The following is a 23,346-nucleotide window of genomic DNA, read 5'->3' on the forward strand; positions in this document are numbered from 1 at the left end:
ACCCCACCGGTCCGGGTCAGCCGTTGAGCTTCTCGTAGGCCTCCCGGGTCTTGTCCTGGGCGGTCTGCATCTGGGCCTGGTACTCCCCCAGGTCGCCGTTCTTCAGCGCCTGGTCCGCCCTGCCGAAGGCGTCGCTCGCCTCCTGGAGCAGCTGCTTGGCCGCCTCCTCGTTCGACATCTGGCCGGTCCCCCCGCCCTGCTGCTCGGACGGCTGCCCCGCGGTGTCCTCGCCCGTGCTCGCGCCGGCATCGCCGGCGAAGACCGAGTCGAGAGCCTCCTGGAGAGTGTCCCCGATGCCGATGTGGGTGCCGAACCGGACGACGACGAAGCGCAGCACCGGGTAGGTGCCGGCCGAGGCCCCGGTGCCGGCGGACTTGCGCTGGGTGTAGATCGGCTCGACGTAGATGAGGCCGTTGCCCAGCGGCAGCGTGAGCAGATTGCCGTAGAGCGCGTCCGCCGAGCTCCCGGAGCCCTGGCCGATGAACGGGAGAAGCTTGTCGGCCACCTGCTGGTCGGAGACGATCGCGTTGTAGGTCTGGTTCGGGCCCGGCACCTGGGCCGTGTCGGACAGCTTGAGGACGCGCAGCGTGCCGTAGTCGGGGCTCGACGCGTCGGCCACGACCGACATGTAGGCCGCCATGTTCTCACGGTTCTTCGGCACGTAGACGGCCGTCTGGCTGAACACCGGGGACTCGTCGCCGGGCCACTTGATCGACAGGTAGTAGGGCGGCTCGTAGGCGCCGCTGGAGTCGCGCGGGTCGGCCGGGACCTCCCACAGATCCGACTGGTTGTACCAGCTGTCGGGGTTCTCCATGTGGTAGCGCCCGAGGATCTGGCGCTGCACCTTGAACATGTCCTGCGGATAGCGCAGATGACTCATGAGGTCGGAGGAGATCTCGCCGCGGTCCTTGAGCAGACCGGGGTAGACCTTCATCCAGGTCTGGAGGATCGGGTCGTCGGCGTCCCAGGCGTAGAGGTCGACCGTGCCGTCGTAGGCGTCCACGACCGCCTTGACGGAGTTGCGCATGTAGTTGACCTGGGTGTCCTCGCCGGAGGTCTGCCGGGCCGAGTCGGCGATGGTGTCCTGCAGGGTGACGTGCTGGGAGTTCGGGTAGTCGGCGCTCGTCGTGTAGGCGTCGACGATCCACACGACCCGCCCGTCGACGACGGCCGGATACGGGTCCTGGTCGACGGTCAACCAGGGGGCGACCTGGGCGATGCGCTCGCGCGGCGTGCGGTTGTACAGGATGCGCGAGGCGCTGTTCACATTGCTCGACAGCAGGAGGTTCAGGTCGGTGAAGGTCGTGGCGTACATGGCGCGCGTCACGTGGTTGCCGATCGCCACTCCCCCGGCGCCGGTGTACGTGGAGTGCTGCTCGCCGCCGGACTCGGAGCCGCCCGGGGTGTCGAGCTCGATGGGCGCTGCGCCGGGCTCGTTGCCGGCGACGACCCACTGGTTCTCGGCCTCGCCGTAGTAGATGCGCGACTCGTCGACGTCGAGCCGGCCCTGGGGCGGGATGTCGCCCTCGGTCCACACCGGCTCCCCGTTGGACGAGCTGCGGTTGCCGTAGGACGCGACGACGCCGTAGCCGTGCGTATAGACGGTGTGCGTGTTGATCCAGCTCTGGTCGGGCAGCCCGGCGATGTTGATCTCGCGGGCCGCGATGATCGTGTCGGTCGTCTTCCCGTCGATGGCGTAGCGGTCGACGTCGAGCACACCGGGGAACTGGTAGTAGCCGCGCACCTGCTGCAGCTGCTCGTAGGTCTCGGCGATCAGCGCCGGATCCATGAGCCGGATGCCCGGCAGGGCCTCCGCGTCGGACTTGAGCTGACCGGCGCTCACATTGGTCTCCGCCGAGTAGTCCGAGACCGTCACGTCGTCGACGTCGTAGGCGGCCCGGGTCGCCTCGATCTGCCGCTCGATGTAACTGCGCTCCTGGCTGACCTCGCTGGGGCGCACGGTGAACTGCTGGATGGCGACCGGGTAGATCGCCTGGATGATGAGGCTCGAGACGATCATGAGGACGATCGCCGTGCCGGGCACACGCCACAGCTTGAGCCTCACGTTGGCGAAGAACATGAGCGCGCAGATCCACGCGATGATCGCCACGATGAGGCGGGCGGTGATGCGCGCGTGGTCGTCGGTGTAGCCGATACCGGTGAACAGGGCGTCGTTGTCGCTGATCGCGAACTCGTAGCGCGACAGCAGCCGCTGGAAGCCGTAGACGACCATGATGAGGCCGAGCAGCACCGACAGGTGCACCTGGGCGGCCGCGTTGAGTGGGTTCCGCAGCTCGACCGTCGGCGGGTGGGCGCCGCTCTCGTCCCCGGAGCCGTGCCGGCGCACCGCCACCGGCGTGGCGTACAGGGAGCCGGTGACGACGTGGACGGCCGCCGCGGCGAGCGTGCCGATGACGAGGGCGGCCAGGACGGCGGAGAAGACGTCCTGGAGGAAGGGCAGCGTGAAGACGTAGAAGGAGGCGTCCATGCCGAAGTAGGCGTCGGACTGGCCGAAGGGGGTGCGGTGGAGGAAGGCCAGGGTCTCGTCGGTGTGCGACACGGCCAACGAGCCGGCGCCCAGCGCGACGAGCAGGGACGGGACGGCGACGATGACGGCCGTGCGCCGGGCCAGGGCCGAGCGGTAGTGGTCGAGGGTCGGCGAGTCGCTCACGGGGCGCTGGGGCCGGCTGCGCCAGGCGAGGGCCATGTTGAGCGCGCAGGCGCCGCCCAGCAGCACGCCCTGCGCCGCGGCGAGGACCGCGCCGGTGACCACCCGGGTGGTGAAGACCTGCCCGAAGTGCAGATTGCGGAACCACAGCCAGTCGGTGACGACCTCGCTGACGATCCACCACACGACGACGAGCACCACGAGGATGGCGAGGGTCGCGCCCAGGGCCGTGTGGCGGCGCGGCTGCTTCCTGACCTGCGATGCGCTGCTCATGACTGGTCGGTGTCCTCCCACTCGAAGGTGCGCACGAGTGCGCCGGACAGGGCCGGGACGAGTCCGTCCCCGGCCAGGAGCTCGTCGGGGTGGCTGGCCAGGCGGGCCACGCCGTAGGTGGTCCCGTCGCGCAGGGCGCCCATGACGACGCGGATGTCCTCGCGGGCCGGATGGGCGGCCACGAACTCGGCCGCCTCGTCCGGGTCGTCGGGGATGCGGTCCTCGACGCCGGCCGGCAGGAAGGAGCGCTCGGTGCACACCGCGCAGCCGGCCACCGTGTCGGGCCAGGCGATGGCGGCCAGCCCGGCCAGGACGTCCTGGCCGGGGTGGAAGTCGTCCTGCTCGATCGAGGACAGCTGGTCGGGGGCGGTCACCGTGAGCTGGCCGGCCAGGACTGGCTCGGCCTCCAGGAGCCGGGCGGTCGGGGCCAGCGCGAAGAGCCGGGCCGGCTGGTCCCAGCCGGAGGCGCCCACGTAGCGCTCGATCTCGACGAGGGCGGCCGCGAGCAGCTCGTGGGCCGCGGCGAGACCGCCGCCGGGCGCCCCGGGACCGGTCTGGGACTGGGGACTCATCGGACGACTCCTCTGCTCTTGGGACGGGGATCCGGACGGGACCGGCGGCACGGGGGATCAGCAGCGCGGCACCGTCTCGGGGTGGCCCTGGGCCAGGGCGTCCAGGGACGAGACCGCGTCGGACAGCTTCGCCACCCGCACGAGCTCCATGTCCGTGGCGCCGCCCGCCGCATCGGAGCAGTTGGCCGCCGGGACGAGGAAGATCTGCGCCCCGTCCTGCTCGGCCCCGCGCATCTTCTCCGCCACCGCGGGGACGGCGCCGACGGTGCCGTTGGCTTCGATGGTGCCGGTGCCGGCGACGACACGCGAGGCCATGAGGTCCTCGCTGCGCAGCTTCGCATAGATGGCCAGCGAAAGCACGAGGCCGGAGCTCTCGTCGGCGACCCTGCCGGGCACGTTGAACTCGATGCGCGGCGCGTAGCGGTAGCCGGGGCGCATCGTGATGCCCACGCGCGGCACGGTGCGGTCGGTCGAGCTGGCCTGGGTGGTGACGGGGACGACCATCGAGGAGCCGCCCCGCACGATGCCGAAGGTCGCGGTGGCGCCGACGGCCAGCGACCGGACGATGCCGTTGACCTCGTCGGAGGTGGTCACGGGGGTGTCGTTGACGGTCTCGATGATGTCGCCGGTCTGCAGCAGCTCGTAGGCGGGCCCGCCGGTGGAGACCGAGTCGACGAGAGGGTTCTCCTGGACGGGGATGCCCGCCGCACCGAGCGCCGCGACGGTGGCGCCCTGCTCGGCCTCGTTCATCGACTGGGCCTCGTCGTTGGCCAGGTCCGAGTCGCTGCGCCCGACCGGGTAGGCCCAGTCGCGTGGCACGACGTCGTGGGAGCCGCGCAGATAGTTGAGGAACGCGGCGGGCAGGGTCAGCGCCGCGTCGGAGGAGGTGACCGACACGGAGGTGAGGAGCAGGCGGCCCGTCGTGCCGCTCGTCGCGACGTCGCTGATCGTGATCTCGTCGACGCCGTCGGAGGAGCCGAGCACGTCGTTCGTCACGCCCGGGTCCCAGGCCACGTAGGGGATCGGGGTGAAGGCGATGACGCCCGCGAGGACGATGAGGGTCAGCGCGGAGACGACCGCCGTCCAGGTCTGACGCGTCATGCCGGCGCCCCCGTGCGCCTCGTCGTCGGAACAACTGCCCTCATGGTCCCGCAGTCTACCCACCGCTCAGCGGTCCACCCACCGCTCAGGGGCCGATCGGGTGCACCGGGCCGGGCCCGGCGCGGTGGGACCGCGGCGAGGGTCCGGGCGGGGCCCGCCGCATTGATCGGGCGCGCTTGAATGGGGGCAGGCACGCAGCGGTCCCCCTCGACCGCGCCGCACCACGAGGAGTCCAGTGATGAGCGACGAGACCACCAGCCATTCCGCCGGCGCATCGGGCGAGGATCCGCTCAGCGAGCTGCTGCGTCGGCTGGGGCTCAACCCGCCCGGGGACGGGGTCGACCTCAACGCGCTCATGGGCCGGATCCAGGCGATGATGGCCCAGGCACAGGCCGGCGCCGACTCGGCGACGGGCATCGACTGGGCGATGGCTCGGCGGACCGCACGGCAGGTCGCCGCCTCGCTCGGCCCCGACCCCGTGCCGTCCCCGACCCAGCGTGCGCAGCTGGCCGACTCGCACCGCCTGGCCGAGTCCTGGCTCGGCCCGGCCGTCTCCTTCGAGGCCTGCCCCGCCCAGGCGCAGGCCTGGAGCCGTGCCCAGTGGGTCGAGGACACGATGGACTCGTGGCACGCGATCGTCGAGCCCGTCGTCACGGCGATCGCCGAGGCCATGAGCACCGGGCTGGGGGGCGAGGCCGCCGCCGAACTGCCCGAGATCGCCCAGCTCACCGGCATGCTCGCGCCCGTCATGCGCATGGCGGCCGGCCAGATGTACACCGCCCAGCTGGCACAGGCCATCGGCGAGATCTCCGCCGAGGTCGTCAGCGGCGACGAGCTCGGCCTCCAGCTCCTGTCGAGCCCGCGCGTCGTGCTCCTGCCGACCAACGCCGAGGCCTTCGTCAAGGGGCTGGGCCTGCCCGACGAGGACACGCTCATGTACGTCGTCGTGCGGGAGGCCGCCCGTCAGCGGCTGTTCTCGGCCGTGAAGTGGCTCGGCCCGCAGATGCTGGCGCTCATCGAGCACTACGCCCGCGAGATCACGATCGACACGACGGCCCTCGGCGACGCCATCGACATCGGCGACGTCTCGGAGATGACCCCGGCCAGGCTCGCCGAGGTCTCCGAGCAGCTGCAGGGCAGGCTCTTCAAGCCGACCCGCACGCCCGAGCAGGAGAGCATCCTCGCGCGTCTCGAGACGCTCCTCGCCCTCGTCGAGGGCTGGGTCGACGCCGTCGCCCACGAGGCCTGCGCGCAGTGGCTCACCCACGAGCCGGCGCTGCTCGAGGCCGTGCACCGACGCCGCGCGGCGGGCGGGCCCACCGGGAAGATCACCAGCGCCCTGCTGGGCCTCCAGCTGCACCCCCGACTCGTGCGCGAGAGCGCCCGCTTCTGGCAGGTCGTGCTCGCCGACCGCGGCGTGGCGGGACGCGACGGCCTGTGGAGCCACCCCGACCTCATGCCCTCATCCGCCGACGTCGAGGACCCGATCGGCTTCGTCCGGGGCGAGCAGCACGAGGAGACCGACGCCGACTGGGACTCGGAGCTGACCAGGCTCCTCGAGCAGGGCGACCGCGGCGACGAGGACCGGGGCCGGGACGAGGGCCCCGGGGCCGACTGAACCGGCCGGGCCCTCAGCCGCCGCACCGCTCGAAGGCGGCGGTGGCGGCGTCCCAGCCCTCGAGGAAACCGCCGGCCCGCTCGGCGGGCCCATAGCGGCGCTCGATGCGCCGGAAGGCCGGGCCGTGGTCGGGGTGCACGAGGTGGGCCAGCTCATGGACGAGGACCGCGTCGATGACCCAGTCGGGCATGGCGCGCAGCCGGTCCGAGAGCCTGATCGTCCGCTCGGACGCGGTGCACGAGCCCCAGCGTGAGCGCTGGTTCGGGACCCAGCGGACGCTCGCCGGCTCGGGGGCCTCCGGGACGTAGGCGCGACGGAGCCCGGCGGCGCGGACCATGAGCGCGCCGTCGCCGGTGGCGCCGGCCCTGCGCCCCTCACGCCCGGCGAGGCGCCGGACCATCTCGCGCACCCACCGGTCCTGGTCGGCCTCCCCCATGAGGGCCGGGATCATGACGACGATCCGGCGCCCGTCCAGGCGTGCCGCCACGCTGCGGCGCCGACGGGTGCTGCGGCGCACGACGATCTCGTCGGCGCCCGGCGGCAGCTCCAGCCCGCGCGGCGTCGGGACGACGGTGTCGGCGGCACCGGCCCCGACCCGGGCCCCCGGCGCTCGGCTGCTGCTCACGCGGGCCAGCCTAACCGGAGCCGACGCCCGGGGGCGATCCCCGGTCGCCCCCGGGCATCCTCGCGGCGGCCGGCCCGGTCGATCGGTCGGGTTCCGCCGCGCCCGGCGCGGCGGGCGCGGGCTCGGCGGGTCCTCCCGGCGGAGCCCGCACAGCATCCTGACGATGGCTCGGCATCTCCTGCTGATCGAAGTAATCGTTCTGACCGTGGTACAGGATCGAACTGATCAATATTGATTGATTATTTGATTACATTGTGAGTACGGAGCACGAGGAGGCGCCATGGTCACGACAGGCAGCACCAGGGCCCCCGGATCGGGCAGGACCGGGTGGCGATGGGCGGTCGCCGCGGTCTGAGCGCTCGGTCTGGCCATCAACCACATCGACCGATCGGCGATCTCCGTCTCCTGCCGTACATGACGGCGGACTTCACCGTGAGCGCGACGCAGCGGGGACTCGTCCTCTCGGCGTTCTCGTGGTCCTACGCCCTCATGCAGATCCCCGCCGGCTCGCTCATCGACGGATTCGGCGAGCGCATCATGGTCGGCGCATCCGCATGGTCGGCGCATCCGCGTGCCTCTGGTCGATCTGCACCGGGTTGACCTTCCTCGCGAGCGGCTTCGGTACCCTCTTCGGTCTTCGCCTGGGGCTCGGCATCGGCGAGGCGGGCGCCCACCCGGCCTGCACCAGGGGGCACCCGAACATCTGCCGCCACCGAACGGCCTTCGGCTACCAGCTCGACGGCGGCCTCCCCCAGCACGTCCGCATCGGCCGACGCCCGGCGGAACCTCGTACCGGTCAACAACGTCCCGCCCCTCGAAGCGGCCATCGTCGAACCGGTCTCCTGCGCCCTGAACGGCCAGAACCTCGCAGAGGTGGCGGGTGCGCGGACGATCCTCGTCGCAGGGGCCGGGCCCCCTCGGTCTCATCCGCATGAGGCTCGCCCGGGTCCAGGGGTCCCCACGGTCGTCCCGGTCGAACCGAACCCGGCCAGGCACGCGATCGCCCGGGCGTCCGGCGCCGACGCCGTCCCGGCCCCGAGCGGCGACATCGCGGACCGGATCAGGGACATCGCCCCGGAGGGGATCGACGTCGTCATCATGGCGATCGGACGCCCCGAGGCCCTGACCCCCTACCTCGGGATCCTCGCCCCGGGAGCCCGCGTGTCCGTGTTCGCGGGATTCAACTCCGAGGCGACGCTCCGGTTCGTCGCGAACGACATCCACGACAACGAGTACAAGATCGTCGGGGCCTCCTCCTGCCGACTCGAGAACCTCCAGCGGATCGCCCCGATGATCGACTCGGGCCGACTCGTCGTGAAGGATCTCATCGGCACCCAGCTGCCGCTGGAGCGGGCCGCCGACGCCATCCGACTGGCCGCCTCCGGCTCGGACACGCGCGTCGGCGTCGACGTCCGGGCCCGACAGAGCACTTCTCCCACGTCGACTTCCACCCGACCTACGACGCCACCGTGGCCACGGTTCGCGACGCCATGAGGCTCGGGGCGGACGCGCTGGCCATCGGGATCCCGGGAGGATCGAGTCACCAGGCGGCCATGCTCGAGATGCTGTCGGCGGTGACCGAGGAGGCCCACACATGGGGCATGCCGGTGATCCGCCACTCCTACCCCTCCGGCGAGCTGTGGGGCGACCGCGAGGGATCGACGGAATCGGTCATGTGCACGGCACGGGCCGCCGCCGAGTGCGGAACCGACATCGTCAAGACCTGGTACACGGGCTCCGCCGAGGAGTTCAGGAGGATCGTCGAGGCCGTCCCCACGCCCGTCGTCGCCGCCGGCGGCGCACCCGCACCCGCGCCGATCAACATCCTCGAGCAGGCGGCGGTCATGGAGGCCGGCGGCGCCGGCATGACCTGCGGCCGCAACATCTGGCGGGCCGAGGATCCGACGAAGATGGTCCGGGCGCTCAAGGCGGTGGTCCACGATGGGATGACGCCCTCGCGGGCCGTCGCACTGCTGAGCTGAGCCCCCGCGGGAACTCATGGGACCGGGGGTTCGAGGATGAGCGTCTTCATCGGCATCGACCTGGGCACGTCCGCCACGAAGGCGATCGCCGTCGGCCAGGACGGGGAGGTGATCGCGCGGGCCCGGTGCTCCCATCCGGGCTCCCGGTCCGCCGGGGCCGGTCGCGAGGACCCGCGGGCATGGACCGAATCGATCCGCCGGGCCTGCAGCGATCTCGGGCCCGCACTGGCCGGGGCCGTCGGCGTCGGCATCGACGTCCACTGCCCTGTCGCCGTCCCCATGGATGACCGCGGCAGGGCCTGCGGTCTCGCCGTCGCATGGGACAACGACGTCCTGAGCTACTACTTCAACAAGTACTCGGGCAGGCGCACGGAACGGGCCGTCGCCGCGACCGGCAACCACGCGTCGCAGTCGACCTTCCTCGCCGTCGCCGCCGCTGAGGCGCGGGGAGTCGCCGGATCGTCGGGGACGCCCCGCCTCAGACGCGTCCGCCGAGACTGGCCCGGATCCTCCCGGCGATCCTGCCGCCCTCGGGGCCGACGACCACGTGAACCACCCGGCCGATCCTCATCACGGTGCTCGCCCCGGCATCCCTCAGCGCCGACTCGTCCACCCGTTCCGGGTCGGCCAGCACCGCGCGCAGCCGGACGATGCACGGACGATGCACGGCTCGAGGCCCATGACATCGGCGTCGCCGCCGAGGGCATCGAGGATCTGCTCTGGATCGATCGTGGAAAAGCGTTCTCCGGAGAACGAGGGATGCCCAGGCGGGGAGCGCCTGACGCCCCGGGCCCGGGATGACGCGTCCATGGTAGCCGATCGCGGCGGTCACGCCCGCAACGGTCGGCCCGGGCGGGACCGGACGGCCGGGACGGGACCTGGGAGCCTGCTGTCGGCGGCCGCGTCCCCGCCGCCGGCTTGACGCTCTGACGAGGAGCCCGGTATGGTTCACACCGAACCCCCGGTTCGGCGCTCTCTGCAGGGGAAGGCAGATGAGAGCTCGCCGGGGGTTCTTCCGCGCCCGGGGCCCTCGGCGCCCGGCCCACGAGCCCGCGCATCCCCGGGGCGCCGTCACCGCCGTCGGCCCCGCCCCGGGCCCGCGCGCATCGGACCCCTCGCGGCGGAGCCGTCCCCCGAGGGTCTCCCCGCCGCAACGCACCCCGGCCCGGGCCCCTTCCAGGCCGTCGGGCGCGCCCGACGGCGATGCCGGGAGGATCCAGTGGAATCCCTTGTCGGAGTGGATGGATCTTCTCTGAGTGAAATTTCGACGACCCCGAATGATCCCGTGCCCTTCCCTGACCGGGGTTCTGCACGGCGGATCGGTCCCACCGCTGTGGCTACAGTTATGCTCGCACGTCGGCCCTCAATGCTCCGTCTGGGGCAGGCCGGCACGACAACAACGAGGAGGAAGACATGGCAGAGGAGACCTACGAGGGCGAGTACTACTGCGTCAAGTGCAAGGCGAAGCGTCACGCCAAGGGCGCCGTCGTCGTGAACGACAAGGGCACCCGCATGGCCAAGGCGAAGTGCCCCGAATGCGGCACCAACCTGAATCGCATCCTCGGCAGGGCCTGAGACTTCACCCGGTCCGCCGTCCGGACCTGGGCCGAAGGGGTCGGAGCGCAACGCTCCGACCCCTTCGATCGTCTCCGGACCCCGAAGCGCCCCGCCGGCCCAGGCGGGCGGGGAGCGCCGGGGCCACAGGGTTGTTGTCCCGGCCGCCCGACATGTTGTCCGCGCAGGGCCGGTTGTTGTCCTTCTCGGGGAATCCCTGGCGATCGTCCCGCCCGAGGAGGACGCTGGAGACATGCGAACCACCCCCGTCCCACCCGGCCGGTACGGCGGGGCGACCACGCGGACCCCGTCGGGCGCCGCGCCGAGGCGCCGCGTGCCGCCCCGGACCCTGCGCATGGACGCCGACATCGTCCGCCACTGCCCCGACTCGTACCGCCTGTACGGCCCCGGGCGCACCTGCGTCGAGCTGTCCGGCCGGTTCGCCGAGCGCCTCGTCGGGGCGTTGCGCCGACTCGACGGCACCGTCACCCTCGACGACGCCTGCCGGGGGCTGCTCCCCGACGAGCAGCGGCTCCTCGAGAACCTCCTGACGAGGCTGCGGAGGCTGGGCATGGTCCACAAGCTGCCCTACCTGCCCGCCCCGGCGCGCATCGGCGTCATCGGCGAGGGCGCGAGCGCCGAGCGTCTCCGGGCCATCTTGACCGCCGACCACCGGGTGCGGGGCTTCACCGAGCCGCTGCCGCCCCGGGGCGAACGGGCCCGGCCCCCGAGGTACAGCGCCGCACCGGCCACCGATCGTCTCGAGCACTGGTTGTCCGTCGACGACGCCCGGCTCGACCTCGTCGTGGTCGCCGGCTCCCGGACGGCGCCTGACCCGGTCGTACCGTGGCTGCTGAGCCGTCTGGGGCTGGCGCATCTCATCGTCGGCGTGCACCGCCACGACGCCTGCGTCGGGCCGCTGGTGCAGCCGGGCATCACGAGCTGCGCCTTCTGCGCGGCCGGATCCCCCATCGGGCGCGGACACCGGCACTGCGCGGTGGCGGCCCCGACCCCGTCGGCGCTCGACTGGGCGGCGGCGATCACCAACTCGGTGTGCGCCGCCTACCTCGACGAGCGGATCGTCCCGCCCACCGTGGAGTTCGGCGGCGGCATCTGGCCGAGCAGGCGCCCGCGCCCGGACTGCCCGCTGTGCACCCGTTCGACGCAGCTGCCGACCGCGCCGCCGCGGGCCCCGACGGTCGCCGGACGCGGCGGCGGGTCTCAGCCGCCCGACGGCTGGTCGTCGCCGGGGGCCCGCGCCCCGGCGAGCACCTCGTCGACATCGAGGCCCCCGATGATGGCCAGCACGTCCTGCCCGTAGCGTCGGGCCTTGGAACGCCCGATGCCGCGGATCTCGAGCAGCCCGCGCTCGTCGGACGGCTCGGCCTGGGCCAGCGCCATGAGCGTCGCATCGGTGAAGACGACGAAGGCAGGCACCGACTGGCGCTTGGCGACGCCCAACCGCCAAGCCTTGAGCCGTTCGAGCAGCCCCTCGTCGAAGGGCACCTCGCACTCGGCGTGGTGGCCGAGCTTGATCTCAACGGCCCGGCCCAGCGCCCCGCCGCAGACCACGCAGTGGACGACCCGGCGGCGGCGCGGGCCGGGGGCCGGTTCTGCGGCCCGGTCGGCGCGCTCGCCCGTCCCGGCCAGGCCGCCGAGGAAGCGCGAGGGGCGGCGCCGGCCCCGCCTGCCGGTCGCGCCGGTCGCCCAGCTCAGTCGCAGGTCGTGCCGGGCGCGGGTGATGCCGACGTAGAGGAGACGGCGCTCCTCGGCGATCTCGCGCGGGCTCCTTGCGAGGGAGAAGGGCAGCAGGCCCTCCTGCACGCCGATGAGGGCGACGGCGTCCCACTCCAGGCCCTTGGCCGAGTGCAGGGTCGAGAGAGTGACCCCGTCGGCCACCGGGGCCTGCTGGTCGGCGACGCGCTGCTCGAGGCCGGCGACGGCCTGCGCCATGGTGGCGGCGCCCGCCTCGACGAGGTCGGCCACGAGGTCGTGCAGCGCCTGCCAGGACTCCCAGCGCTCGCGGACTCGGCCCTGACCGGCGGGCGGTTCGGGCGCCCAGCCGAGGGAGCCGAGCACCCGGTCGGAGGCCTCGAGGGCCGGCGTCTGCGGATCGGACCCGGCCGCGGCGCGCAGCCCGGTGAGGGCGGCGCGGATCTCGGCCCTCTCGTAAAAGCGCTCGGCGCCCCGCACCTGGTACGGGACGCGGGCCTGCGCGAGCGCCGCCTCGACGGCCGGCGACTGGGCGTTGACGCGGTAGAGGACCGCCATCTGAGACCAGGGCGCCCCGGCGCGGTGCCGGTCGACGAGCCAGGCCGACAGCCGCGAGGCCTCCTCGTCCTCGTCGGCGCACTCGGCCGTCCCGACGGCCGGGCCCTCGGGCCGCATCGGGCGCAGCACGACCCCGCGCCCGACGGCGGCCCGCCCGGGCGGGTGGAGCAGATCGTTGGCCACCCCGATGATCTGCGGGGTGGAGCGGTAGTTGCGGTCGAGGCGCAGCACCGTCGCGCCGGGGAACTCCCGCGCGAAGCCCGTGAGGAAGCGCGGATCCGCCCCGGCGAACGAGTGGATCGCCTGGTCTGGGTCGCCGACGACGCACAGGTCCCGGCCCTCGCCCAGCCACTGGGTGAGCATCGCGTGCTGGAGCGGGCTGACGTCCTGGTACTCGTCGACGACGAAGTGCCGGTAGCCGGAGCGGAACTCCTGGGCGACCTCGGGGTGCTCGTGCATGAGGGCGACGGCGCACAGCAGGATGTCGTCGTAGTCCATGACGCCGCGGCGGGACTTCACCCGCTCGTACTCGGCTGCGACGCGCGCGACCGTCTCGGGATCGGCGCCCGCCACGGCGCGCCCCGCCCGGGCCGCCAGCACGGGGTAGTCGGCCGGCAGGACATTGGTGGACTTGGCCCAGCCGATCTCGCCCGCCAGGTCGCGGACGAGGGCCGTGTCGGCGCTCCTGAGGCGTTCGCGCGAGGCGGCCTCGGCGACCAGGCCGTAAGTGGAGCCGGCGATCTCGGGCAGCTCGGCGCCGGTCACGCGCGGCCAGAAGTAGCGGAGCTGGCGCAGGGCCGCCGAGTGGAAGGTGCGGGCCTGTACGCGCGGCGCACCGAGACTGCGGAGCCGGGCCCGCATCTCGCCGGCGGCGCGCGTGGTGAAGGTGACGGCCAGGATCGCGCCGGCCCGCTGCTGCCCGGTGAGCACGGCGTGCACGATGCGGTGAGTGATGGCGCGCGTCTTGCCGGTGCCGGCGCCGGCGATGACGGCGACCGGCCCGCCGACCGTCGTGGCGACGAGGCGCTGCTCCGGGTCGAGGCCGGCCAGGACGGACTCGTCGAGCTCGGCGGACGGGGATGCGCTGGCGGACGACTGGCTGGTCATGATGGCAACCTTAGGCGGGCCCCGCCGACGGGGCCCGAACCGGGCGGCGGACGGGTCCGGGTCCTCTGTCGGTGGCGCTGCCTAAGGTGAGGGGCATGGTGAACACGCGATCGGTCCGGCAGGAGCCGGCCGGGCGCGCCGTGGGCGCGTCGGGCCGGACCGTCGTGACGGGCTGCCGCACCTGGTCCGAGATCCGCGCCCGGGCCGGCGCCTTCCTCTCCGAGCACGCCGCCGACCCCTTCGTCCTGCCGGTACTCGTCACGCCCGGCCCCGCGCACCGGCGCAGCATCGCGCAGGGGTTCGCGGCCTCCCCCGGCGGGCCGCAGGTCTTCGCCGGCGTCAGGACCCCGACGATGGGCGGGCTGCGAACCGAGCTCGAGCACGCGCTGCTCGGCCTCGACCCCGACGAGGACCCCTGGCGCACCGGCGCCCTCACCCTCCGCATCGCCTCCCTCCTGCGCGAGTGCGCCGACGAGCCGTGGCTCGCGCTCGTCCGGCGCCACCTCGACGGCCACCCGGCCCCCGAGGAGCCCCCGCGCCCCGCCCCGGGGCGCCTGGTCGCCACCGCCGAGGGCTGGGCCGGGATCCTGCGCGGCTACCTGCGGCACTGCCCCGGCATGCTCGCCGCCTGGTCCCAGGGCTCCCCCGTCGACCCGCTCGGCGCCCCGCTGGCCGACCGCGACCGGTGGCAGGCGCTCCTGTGGCAGCGCCTCACGACGGCCCTCGCCGGCTGGCCCCACCCGGGGCTGCGCCACGAGCAGCTCCTGGAGGGGGTGCGCGGGGCCGATCCCGCGGCACTGCCGGTCGCGCTGGGGGCGGCCTGCGTCGAGGCGCCCCCAGCGGCCGACATCGAGCTGCTGGCCGCCCTGGCCGAGCGGCTCCCCGTCCAGATCTGGCAGCTCGGCCCGCCCGAGGAGGCCGGCGCCGTCGGCTGCCCGCTGCGGGAGCGCTACGGGGCGGCCCGCGCCGAGAGCTGGAGGCGCTGGGAGCAGGCCCCGGTCGACGTCGCGGACGGCGCCGGGCCCCGCGCCGACGGGCCGACCGTCGGCGTCGGGACCATGCTCGGGCTCCTCCAGCGCCGCATCCGCGAGGGCCGTACGGCCGACGCACCGGTCCCGGCCGACGGCACGGTGACCATCCACGCGAGCCACGGCCCCGACCGCCAGGTGGAGGTGCTGCGCGAGGCCCTGTGCGACGCCTTCGCCTCCGACCCGACCCTGCAGCCGCGAGAGGTCGCCGTGCTGTGCACCGACATCGCCGCCTACGCGCCGCTGCTCGAGGCCGACCTCGGGGCCACCGACGCCCCCGGACACCATCCGGGCCACGACCTGCGGGCCGGCATCGCGGGCCCCTCTCTGGCGCGGCCGAACCAGGTGATCGACGTCCTCCTCGTCCTCCTCGCCCTGCCGGCCTCGCGCGCCACCGGAGCCGACCTGATCGCGCTGGCCTCGCGCGAACCGGTCGCGCGCGCCCTCGGCCTCGACGCCGAGGGCCTCGAACGGCTCGGCCGCCTCGTCGAGCGCGCGCAGATCCGCTGGGGCATCGACGCGGGCCACCGCGCCGAGCACGGGCTGCCCGGGATCCGCCGGAGCACCTGGATCGCCGGCGTCGACCGGCTGCTCGCCGGCCTCGCCCTGGCCGACAGCCCCCTCGCCCGTCTCGGCACGGTCGTCCCGCTCGACCACGTCGACGGCTCCGACGCCGGGCTCGTCGGCGCGCTCGCCGAACTCGTCTCGCGGGTGCGCATGCACCTGCTGCGCTTCGCCGAGCCCGCCGGCATCGCCGCCTGGCGCGCGCGCCTGCTCGACGCGGCCGCCGACCTGACCGCACCCGGGCCGGACGACCAGTGGATGCTCAACCACCTCAGCAGCGCCCTGACCGGGCTCGACGGCGCCGGCGCCGACGGCGCGCTGCTCGACGCGGGCGACATCGCCGCGGTGCTGCGTCGACTCGTCGCACCGCGGCGTGGGCGCCCCAACTACGGCGCCGGCTCGATGATCATCTGCGGGCTGGGCGAGATGCAGGCCATCGAGCACCGCGTGGTGGCCGTCCTGGGCGTCGACGACGCCCACGTCCCGCCGCGCACCGCCGCGGCGGGCGACGATCTGCTCGCCCGCCCCGGCGTCCGGGACGAACTGCCCGTCCCCAACGCCGCACGGGCCGCCCGTCAGCAGCTGCTCGACGCGATCATGAGCGCCGGAGAGCGGCTCATCATCGTCGGCGCCGGCGCCGACCCGCGCACCGGGGAGGCGCTGCCACAGCCGGTCGCCATGGCCGACATCATCGAGGCGTGCACCGGCCTCGAGCCGGGCGCCGTGTGGGAGCGGGCGCACGAGGGCGCGGCGAACGGCGGGGCGCCGACAGTGCTGCGCGTGCACCCCCTCCAGCCCCATGCGGCGAGCAACTTCGACCCCGACGCCCCCGGCGGCCTCCTCAGCTTCGACCCGATGGCGCTCGCGGGCGCCCGCGCCGGCGCCGCCCCGCCCGGACCCGCGCACCGGCGCAGCATCTGGTCGGTCCAGGGTCCGGCGCCGGGCGAGGAGGCCCGGGTGATGAGCATCGACGAGCTCGTCGCCTTCTTCCGGGACCCCATCCGGGCCTGGGCGGGCCGCACCTTCGGCTTCCTGCCCGACGACGGCGACGACGAGCCGCCCACCGGGCTGCCGATCGTCCTCGACGGCCTCGAGAACTGGGCGGTCGACGAGGCGATCACCGCGGCGCTCATCGCCGGCCAGCCCGTCACGACCGTCTCCGACGCCGCGCTGCTCGGAGGCCGGCTGCCCCCCGGCCGGCTCGGCACCGATCTGCTCGGCGCCCGGCTTCCTGCGCTCGAGGCGCACGCCACGGCTGTGCGGGCCCTGCTCGTCGAGCCCGCCGAGCACGACGTGCTCTGGCACGACGGCCCCTGGTCGGTCTCGGGCACTCTCGAGTCCCATGCGGGCCGTCTCGTGCGGCACCGCTGCGCGAGGCTGCGGGCCAGGCACCTGGGGGCCGCCTGGGTCGAGCTCGTCTGCGCCGCGGCGGGCGGCGCGGACGTCCGCGAGGCCCTCCTGCTCGGCAAGGGCGACTGCTTCCGGCTCGTCGCCCCGGACGCGGCGACGGCGCGCACCCTGCTGGGCCAGATGTGCCGGCTGCGTCTGGACGGGCTCAGTCGGTTCCCGCCCATGCCGCCCGACACCTGCCTCGAGTACGCCCGCCGCACCGCCGGCGGCCGACGCGGCGCCGGCGCCTTCCTGGCCCGCGACTACTCCCGGGAGGTCGCCTTCTCTCCGGTGCTCCAGTGGGTGGGCGCCTCCTGGCGCGACATCGAGGCCATCGGCTCCGAGCCCGAGGACCCGCTGACCGCCTCCAGCAGCCGCATCCTCAACCTCGCCCGCTGGTTCTACGGCCCCCTCGTCGAAGCCCTGCATCTGTGGACCCCCGGAGCGCGTCATGACCACTGATCCGTCGACCGATCCGCTCGCCCCGGGCCCGGTCTTCGACCCCACGGCCGACCTGCCGGAGGGCACCACCGTCCTCGAGGCCAGCGCCGGCACCGGCAAGACCCACGCCATCGCCGCGACGACCGCGCGCCTCGTCGCCCTCGGCCGCTGCCGCATCGACCGCGTCATGCTCGTCACCTTCGCCCGCACGGCGTCCCTCGAGCTGCGCTCGCGCGTCCACGAACGGCTGGCCTCGAGCGCCCGCGTCCTCGAGCGGGCCGCCGCGGGCGGGACCCCCGACGGCCTCGACCCGGTCGACGCGCAGCTGTGCGGCGGTCGGGCCGACGAGCTGATCGAGCGCCTGGGCAGGCTGCGGAGGGCGCTCGCCGACTTCGACCGCGCCGTCATCGCGACGACCCACGAGTTCTGCTCCCGGTTGCTGGCCGAGCTGGGCGTGCTCGTCGACCACGACACCACCATGCGCTTCGTCGACGACCTGGACGAGGTGCGATCCCAGGTCGTCGACGACGCCTATCTTGCGCGCGCCACCGCCGGGACGGCGGGCATGGGCCACGAGCAGGCGGGCATCATCGGCCGGGCGGTGCTGGAGCACGCCGAGCCGAGGCTCCTGCCCGTGCCCGACGACGCCGACGACGAGCAGGGCCGCCTGGCCTTCGCCGCCGACGTGCGGACCCGCATGGCGCACCGCACGCGTCAGATGGGCGTCTACGGATACGACGACATGATCCGACGCGTCGACGAGGCCCTCGGGGACCCGGTCACCGGCGAGCTCGCCGCGCGGACGCTCGCCGCGCGCTTCGACCTCGTGATGGTCGACGAGTTCCAGGACACCGACCCGCTGCAGTGGCGCATCCTCGAACGCGCCTTCCACCACCGCACGAGCCTGGTCGTCATCGGTGATCCGAAGCAGGCGATCTACGGCTTCCGCGGCGCCGATCTGCAGGCCTACCTCGACGCGCGGGCCACGGCCGACCAGTGCTTCACCCTCGACCGCAACCACCGCAGCGACGCCCCCGTCGTCGAGGGCATCGCGCAGCTCTTCGGACGGGCCTCGCTCGGGCGGCCCGACCAGGCCATCGCCCTGGCGCCGGTCACGAGCACCCACACGCGGGCCCGTCTGCGGATCGACCGGGCCGACGGCGCGCCCGCCGTCCAGGTGCGGGCCATCGCCCCCGGTGAGGAGCAGACCGCGGCCGGGGCCCGCGAGACGATCGCCGCCGACCTGGTGCGCGAGTTCGGCGAGCTGCTCGCCCGCGGCCACCTCGACGACGGCGGGACCGTCCGCCCGCTGCGGGCGGACGACCTGGCGGTCCTCGTGCGCACCAGGCGGGTCGGTGAGCAGCTGCGCCGCGCGCTCACCGGGGCCGGCATCCCGGCCGTCTTCACCGGCGGGGCGGGCATCTTCGCCTCCGACGGCGCCCTCGCCTGGCAGCGGCTGCTCGACGCCATGTGCGATCCCCGCCCGCCGCTGCTGTTCCGGCTGTCCCTGACCGAGCTGGTCGGATGGAGCCCCGGGCGTCTGGCGCGCGCCGACGACGAGGCCCGCAACCAGCTGCTCGTCCTCGTGAAGTCGCTGCGCGGGACGATGGCCGACGCGGGCCCGTCCGGGATCCTCGAGCGCCTGTGCGCCCAGCAGGACGACGGAGGGCCCGGCCTCATGGCCCGGCTGCTCGCCGACGCGCGCGACGGCGAGCGACGGTGCACCGACCTGCGACACGTCACCGAGCTGCTCGAGCGCGAGCGCCGCCGCTCGGGACGCGACCTGGCGGGCCTGCGCGACTGGCTCGCCCAGTCGATCCGCGAGGCGGCCGGACGGGCGGACGACGACGCCGTGCGCCGCCTCGAGACCGACCGCAGCGCCGTCACCGTCATGACGATCCACCGGGCGAAGGGCCTGCAGTTCCCGGTGGTGGCGCTGCCCGACATGGCGGACAAGTACATCGGCGACAGGCCGGCCGACCGGCTGGGCCGCGTCCTCGTCCACGAGGGCGGCGAGCTCGGCCTCGACCTGTTCGGCGACCGCTCCGCCGCGCGTCACCGGGCGAAGCTCGCCGAGGAGCAGGCCGAGGACCTGCGCCTGCTCTACGTGGCGGCCACCCGCGCGCAGAGCCGCCTCGTCCTCTGGTGGGCCCGCACGAAGCGCAACACCTCGCGCTCGGCGCTGCACCGCCTGCTGATGAATCCCCCGGGCGACCCGGCGCCGGCCCCGTCCTTGCCCGTCGGCGCCGACGTCGAGCGGGCAGCCGCCGGCCGCGAGCATGTGCAGCTGGTCGTCGTGCCCCGCCCGACCGGGGCCCCGGCGGCGCCCGCGCCGCCGCCCGTCGACGGCCCGGCGCGCCTCGTCGGGCGCGAGCTCGCCGACACGATCGACCGCACGTGGTCGCGCACCTCGTACTCGGGGCTCACCGCCGGGCTGCATGGGACGGCGGGGCCCCTGCCCGGCCTCGACGAGCGCGGCACCGACGACGAACCGCCGCTGGAGGGGGCCCCCGCGGGGCCGCGGACGGCCGCGCCGGACCCGCACGACGACGCCACGCCGCTGTCGACGCTGCCCGGTGGCACCCAGTTCGGCTCGCTGGTGCACTCGGTCCTCGAAGTCGTCGACCCGGCAGGGCCGCGGCTGGCCGAGCGCACCACCGCCGCGGTCACCCGGATGCTCACCCGCTGGCCGATGGCCGGGGTGCCCGCCGAGCGGCTGGCCCGGGGCCTGCTGGCCGTCATGGACACGCCGCTGGGCGAGCTCACGGCGTGGGCGAGCCTGCGCCGCATCGGCGCCGCGAACCGCCTCGCCGAGCTCGACTTCGACCTGCCCCTCGGCTCGGCCTCGGGTTCGCGGGAGCTCGGGGCGATCGCCGAGCTGTGGGGCGACCGCTCGCTCGTACCGTCCGACGACCCGCTCGTCGACTACGGCGGGGCCCTGGCGGCCAGCGGCGCCGCCCACGCGGCCCTCCGCGGCTTCCTCACCGGCTCGATCGACGCCGTGCTGAGGCTCCCGGGGCCCGGCGCGGCCGGGGAGCCGGGGCGACCGGTCCCGAGCGGCACGGCCCGCTACGCGCTCATCGACTACAAGACGAACCGCATCCCCACCCGCCCGCACGAGTCGCTCGGCCCGCACGTCTACACGCCCGCGGCGATGACGCGGGCGATGATCGAGGCCCACTACCCCCTCCAGGCGCTGCTGTACTGCGTGGGCCTGCACCGCTACCTGCGCTGGCGCCTGCCCGACTACGACCCCGAGCGGCAGTTCGCCGGCGTCGGCTATCTGTTCGTCAGGGGCATGGCCGGCCCCGACGGCCCGGCCGGGACCGCGATGCCGCCGGGCGTCTTCACCTGGCACCCGCGCATCGGCCTCGTCGAGGCCGCCTCACGGGTCCTCTCCGGCTCCCGGACGGGAGGTGCCCGATGAGCGGCGTCACCGGCCGCGTCGTCTCGGCGCAGGGCGTGCTCGCCCGATTCAACGAGGCGGGCATCCTCGAGGCGCCCGACGTCCACACCGCCCAGCTCGTCGCCCGCACCGCGGGCGAGCACGACCCGGCGGTGCTGCTCGGCGCCGCGCTCACGATGCGCGCGCTGCGTGCCGGCTCGGTCTGCCTGCCGATCCGCCGGGTCCGTCGACTGGCCCAGTTCTTCGTCCGCGACGACGACGCCCAGGCGGGCCTCGCCCCGCAGCTCGACGAGCTCGGCTGGCCGGATCCCGACCGGTGGCTGGCGGCACTGGCCGCCTCGTCGCTCGTGGGAGACGAGCACTCCGGGCCCAACGAGCATCCGCTCCGCCTCGTCGACGAGGCCCTCTACCTCGAGCGCTACTGGCACGACGAGGAGTCGATCACCGCGGCCCTGCTCGGGCGCTGCGGCCCGTTCCCCGACGTCGACGAGGCACGGCTCGAACGGAGCCTGGCCGCATCGCCCGCCGCGGCCGACCGGCGCGACGAGGCGCAGCGCACCGCCGTGCGCACGGCGGTGCGGGCACGCACGGCCGTCATCTGCGGCGGCCCGGGCACGGGCAAGACGACGACGATCTCCCGCGTCGTCGCCGCGCTCGCCGACCAGGCGGAGGCCCGGGGCGTCCCGATGCGCATCGCGCTCGCCGCGCCGACCGGCAAGGCCGCCGCCCGGCTGACCGAGTCGCTCGACGAGCACGCCGTCGGGCCCGGCGTCGGCGCGGCGACGACGCTGCACCGCCTGCTCGGGGCCCGCCCCGACCGGGCCCCCCGCCACGGGGCCGGGCACCGGCTGCCGTTCGACGCCGTGGTCGTCGACGAGATGTCGATGGTCTCCCTGCCGCTCATGGCCCGCCTGCTCGAGGCGCTCGGCCCCGACACGCGCCTGGTCATGGTGGGCGACCCCGACCAGCTCACCCCGGTCGACGCCGGGGCCGTGCTCGCCGACATCACCGCCGCCGGGTTGCCCGGCCCGGAGCCGGGCCGGTCGGCCGTCGTCGTCCTCGACCACGGCTACCGCTTCACGAGCGGCATCTCCGACGTCGCCCGGGCGATCCGCGACGGCGACGCGGACCGCACCCTGGAGCTGCTGGCCACCACCGAGGCCGTCGAGTTCCACGACCAGGACGCCGCCGACCTCGATCTGGAGGCCTCGCTGGGGCTGCGCGACGCCCTGGTGCGTCAGGCCCGCGCCACCGAGCGGGCCGCCCGGCTGGGCAGGGCCGAGGAGGCCATCGAGGCGCTCGGCGCCCACCGCCTGCTGTGCGCACACCGCACCGGCCCCTACGGGGTCACCACCTGGGGCGCCGCCGTCGAGCGCCTCCAGCGCGCCGCGGCCGGCCAGCTCTCCGGCGACGAGTGGTACAGCGGACGGCCGCTGCTGGCCACCCGGAACCTCCCCGAGCTGGGCATCAGCAACGGCGACACCGGCGTCGTCATCGCCACCGGGCGGGGCCGGCGAGCCGCGATGAGCAACCACCGCACCTACCCGGCGTACGCGCTGGAGGGCGTCGAGACGATGTACGCCATGACGGTGCACAAGTCGCAGGGCAGCCAGTTCGAGCGGGTCACCCTCGTCCTGCCCCCGCCCGGCTCGCCGCTGCTCACGAGGGGCCTGCTCTACACGGCCGTGACCAGGGCGAGGACCGGTGTGCGCATCATCGGCCCGGCGAGCTCGGTGCGCGCGGCCGTCACGACGGAGGCCCAGCGCGCCTCGGGGCTGACCGAACGGCTGGGCAGGGCCCTCGACCGCCCGCCGGGCGCACCCCGAGGCCGCCCGCTCAGGGCTCGGGAAGGGGCAGGCGCCCGTCCAGCCATGCCTCGATGAGCCGGTGGCCGACCGAGGCGCCGGGCGGCAGCACCAGGGAGCCGCCGTCCACGAGACGGTTCACCTCGTCGCGGCGGTACCAGCCGCCCCACGAGAGCTCCAGCCCGTCGACCCGTCCGACGGAGTCGCTGCGCGCGACGAAGCTCAGCATGAGCGAGCGGGGCATCGGCCACGGCTGGCTGCCGAGATAGCGCAGGGCGGCGATGCGCAACCCCGCCTCCTCGGCGATCTCCCGGTGCACGGCCTGCTCGGCGGTTTCGCCGGCCTCGACGAACCCGGCGAGCACCGAGACGCGGCCGCGCTCCCAGCGTCCCTGGTGGGCGAGGAAGAGGCGGTCGTCGTGGTCGAGCACGGCGCAGATGACGGCCGGATCGGTGCGGGGGAAGGTCTCGCGGCCGCACCGGGTGCACTCGGCGGAGAAGCCGCCGCGGGTGCGCACGAGCTCGCCGCCGCAGCTGACGCAGCGGCGCGTCGTGCGGGCCCAGTTGAGGACGGCCTGGGCGCTGCTGGCGACTTCGCGCTCGCCCGGGGTGAGCCGGGCGCTGCGCAGCACCGCCGGGTACGGGCCGGCGTCGCGCCGGGCGAACCACGGGTGCCCCTCGAAGCGGCCGAGGAAGACGTCCTCGGCGCGGGGGCTCCCCCCGTCGTCCGCCGTGATGGGCCGGCCGAAGGGGTCGTCGTCGAAGCGGCCCGCCTCGTCGAGGCAGACGATGCGGGCGCCCGGCTCGCGCCAGGCCCGCTCGACGGAGCGGTCCTCCTCGCGCAGGCTCGAGGCGTGGTCCAGCCTCGGCGGGCCGCCCCACGCGGCGATGTCCCAGGCGTAGGGGTCGCGACTGAGGTCCGGGCTCGAGGTCATGGGCCCAA

The 23,346-nt window shown here is 74.5% G+C and carries 16 protein-coding genes; 9 read left to right on the plus strand and 7 right to left on the minus strand.

From position 1 onward, the window contains the following. Positions 1–16 precede the first annotated feature (16 nt). From EGX94_RS00480 to EGX94_RS00490, 3 genes are read right to left on the minus strand one after another with little or no spacing between them, the layout of a single operon-like run. A complete protein-coding gene (locus EGX94_RS00480; protein ID WP_021797587.1) occupies positions 17–2,941 on the minus strand; it encodes a UPF0182 family membrane protein in 2,925 nt (974 codons plus the stop codon). Beyond that, the gene (locus EGX94_RS00485) at positions 2,938–3,513 is read right to left on the minus strand and encodes a PPA1309 family protein (protein ID WP_021797577.1); all 576 of its coding nucleotides are present in this window, start codon (positions 3,511–3,513) and stop codon (positions 2,938–2,940) included. Before EGX94_RS00485 ends, EGX94_RS00480 begins: the two co-directional genes overlap by 4 nt. Positions 3,514–3,570: 57 nt before the next feature. Beyond that, positions 3,571–4,614, minus strand: a complete 1,044-nt coding sequence (locus EGX94_RS00490; RefSeq protein WP_043121628.1) for a YlbL family protein — start codon at positions 4,612–4,614, stop codon at positions 3,571–3,573. 238 nt (positions 4,615–4,852) lie between these two features. Here EGX94_RS00490 and EGX94_RS00495 point away from each other — a divergent pair, with 238 nt between their 5' ends. Then, positions 4,853–6,232: a zinc-dependent metalloprotease gene (locus EGX94_RS00495; protein ID WP_043121631.1), complete on the plus strand. Its 1,380-nt coding sequence runs from the start codon at positions 4,853–4,855 to the stop codon at positions 6,230–6,232. A gap of 13 nt (positions 6,233–6,245) precedes the next feature. Here EGX94_RS00495 and EGX94_RS00500 read toward each other — a convergent pair whose 3' ends face one another. After that, on the minus strand, positions 6,246–6,857 hold the full coding sequence (locus EGX94_RS00500; RefSeq protein ID WP_021797576.1) for a M48 metallopeptidase family protein: 612 nt from the start codon (positions 6,855–6,857) through the stop codon (positions 6,246–6,248). A gap of 414 nt (positions 6,858–7,271) precedes the next feature. On the opposite strand from EGX94_RS00500, the gene EGX94_RS13550 reads away from it, so the two are divergent. The 3 genes from EGX94_RS13550 (at position 7,272) to EGX94_RS00515 (ending at position 8,839) form a co-directional block, all read left to right on the plus strand. Beyond that, positions 7,272–7,457, plus strand: a complete 186-nt coding sequence (locus EGX94_RS13550; RefSeq protein WP_051245264.1) for a hypothetical protein — start codon at positions 7,272–7,274, stop codon at positions 7,455–7,457. 273 nt (positions 7,458–7,730) lie between these two features. Beyond that, entirely contained in the window at positions 7,731–8,351 is a 621-nt protein-coding gene (locus EGX94_RS00510) for a zinc-binding dehydrogenase (RefSeq protein WP_021797444.1), read from the plus strand. Further along, a complete protein-coding gene (locus tag EGX94_RS00515) occupies positions 8,327–8,839 on the plus strand; it encodes a class I fructose-bisphosphate aldolase (protein ID WP_021797447.1) in 513 nt (170 codons plus the stop codon). Before EGX94_RS00510 ends, EGX94_RS00515 begins: the two co-directional genes overlap by 25 nt. Positions 8,840–9,317: 478 nt before the next feature. Here EGX94_RS00515 and EGX94_RS00525 read toward each other — a convergent pair whose 3' ends face one another. Then, on the minus strand, positions 9,318–9,506 hold the full coding sequence (locus EGX94_RS00525) for a hypothetical protein (protein ID WP_226906035.1): 189 nt from the start codon (positions 9,504–9,506) through the stop codon (positions 9,318–9,320). A gap of 746 nt (positions 9,507–10,252) precedes the next feature. Here EGX94_RS00525 and EGX94_RS13230 point away from each other — a divergent pair. Beyond that, a complete protein-coding gene (locus EGX94_RS13230) occupies positions 10,253–10,414 on the plus strand; it encodes a DUF5679 domain-containing protein (RefSeq protein ID WP_021797446.1) in 162 nt (53 codons plus the stop codon). Between the two features lie 232 nt (positions 10,415–10,646). Then, positions 10,647–11,714 carry a hypothetical protein gene (locus EGX94_RS00535; RefSeq protein ID WP_123825757.1) on the plus strand — a complete coding sequence of 356 codons (1,068 nt, stop codon included), beginning with the start codon at positions 10,647–10,649 and terminating at the stop codon, positions 11,712–11,714. Here the strand turns inward: EGX94_RS00535 and EGX94_RS00540 are convergent. Then, complete coding sequence (locus tag EGX94_RS00540; RefSeq protein ID WP_021797442.1) at positions 11,615–13,771, minus strand: ATP-dependent DNA helicase UvrD2; 2,157 nt, start codon at positions 13,769–13,771, stop codon at positions 11,615–11,617. The genes EGX94_RS00535 and EGX94_RS00540 overlap by 100 nt on opposite strands. A 95-nt stretch (positions 13,772–13,866) precedes the next feature. On the opposite strand from EGX94_RS00540, the gene EGX94_RS00545 reads away from it, so the two are divergent. From EGX94_RS00545 to recD, 3 genes are read left to right on the plus strand one after another with little or no spacing between them, the layout of a single operon-like run. Beyond that, entirely contained in the window at positions 13,867–17,214 is a 3,348-nt protein-coding gene (locus EGX94_RS00545) for an exodeoxyribonuclease V subunit gamma (RefSeq protein WP_123825759.1), read from the plus strand. Then, a complete protein-coding gene (locus tag EGX94_RS00550; protein WP_123825761.1) occupies positions 17,204–20,620 on the plus strand; it encodes a UvrD-helicase domain-containing protein in 3,417 nt (1,138 codons plus the stop codon). The genes EGX94_RS00545 and EGX94_RS00550 overlap by 11 nt, the downstream gene beginning before the upstream one ends. Beyond that, a complete protein-coding gene (gene recD, locus EGX94_RS00555) occupies positions 20,617–22,482 on the plus strand; it encodes an exodeoxyribonuclease V subunit alpha (protein ID WP_051245259.1) in 1,866 nt (621 codons plus the stop codon). The genes EGX94_RS00550 and recD overlap by 4 nt, the downstream gene beginning before the upstream one ends. On the opposite strand, the gene nudC is transcribed toward recD, so the two are convergent. Further along, complete coding sequence (gene nudC / locus EGX94_RS00560; RefSeq protein ID WP_021798857.1) at positions 22,436–23,338, minus strand: NAD(+) diphosphatase; 903 nt, start codon at positions 23,336–23,338, stop codon at positions 22,436–22,438. The genes recD and nudC overlap by 47 nt on opposite strands. Between the last annotated feature and the right edge of the window lie 8 nt (positions 23,339–23,346).

Origin of the sequence: Propionibacterium acidifaciens (assembly GCF_003798325.1) — a bacterium.
In the GTDB taxonomy this organism is placed as follows: domain Bacteria; phylum Actinomycetota; class Actinomycetes; order Propionibacteriales; family Propionibacteriaceae; genus Propionibacterium; species Propionibacterium acidifaciens.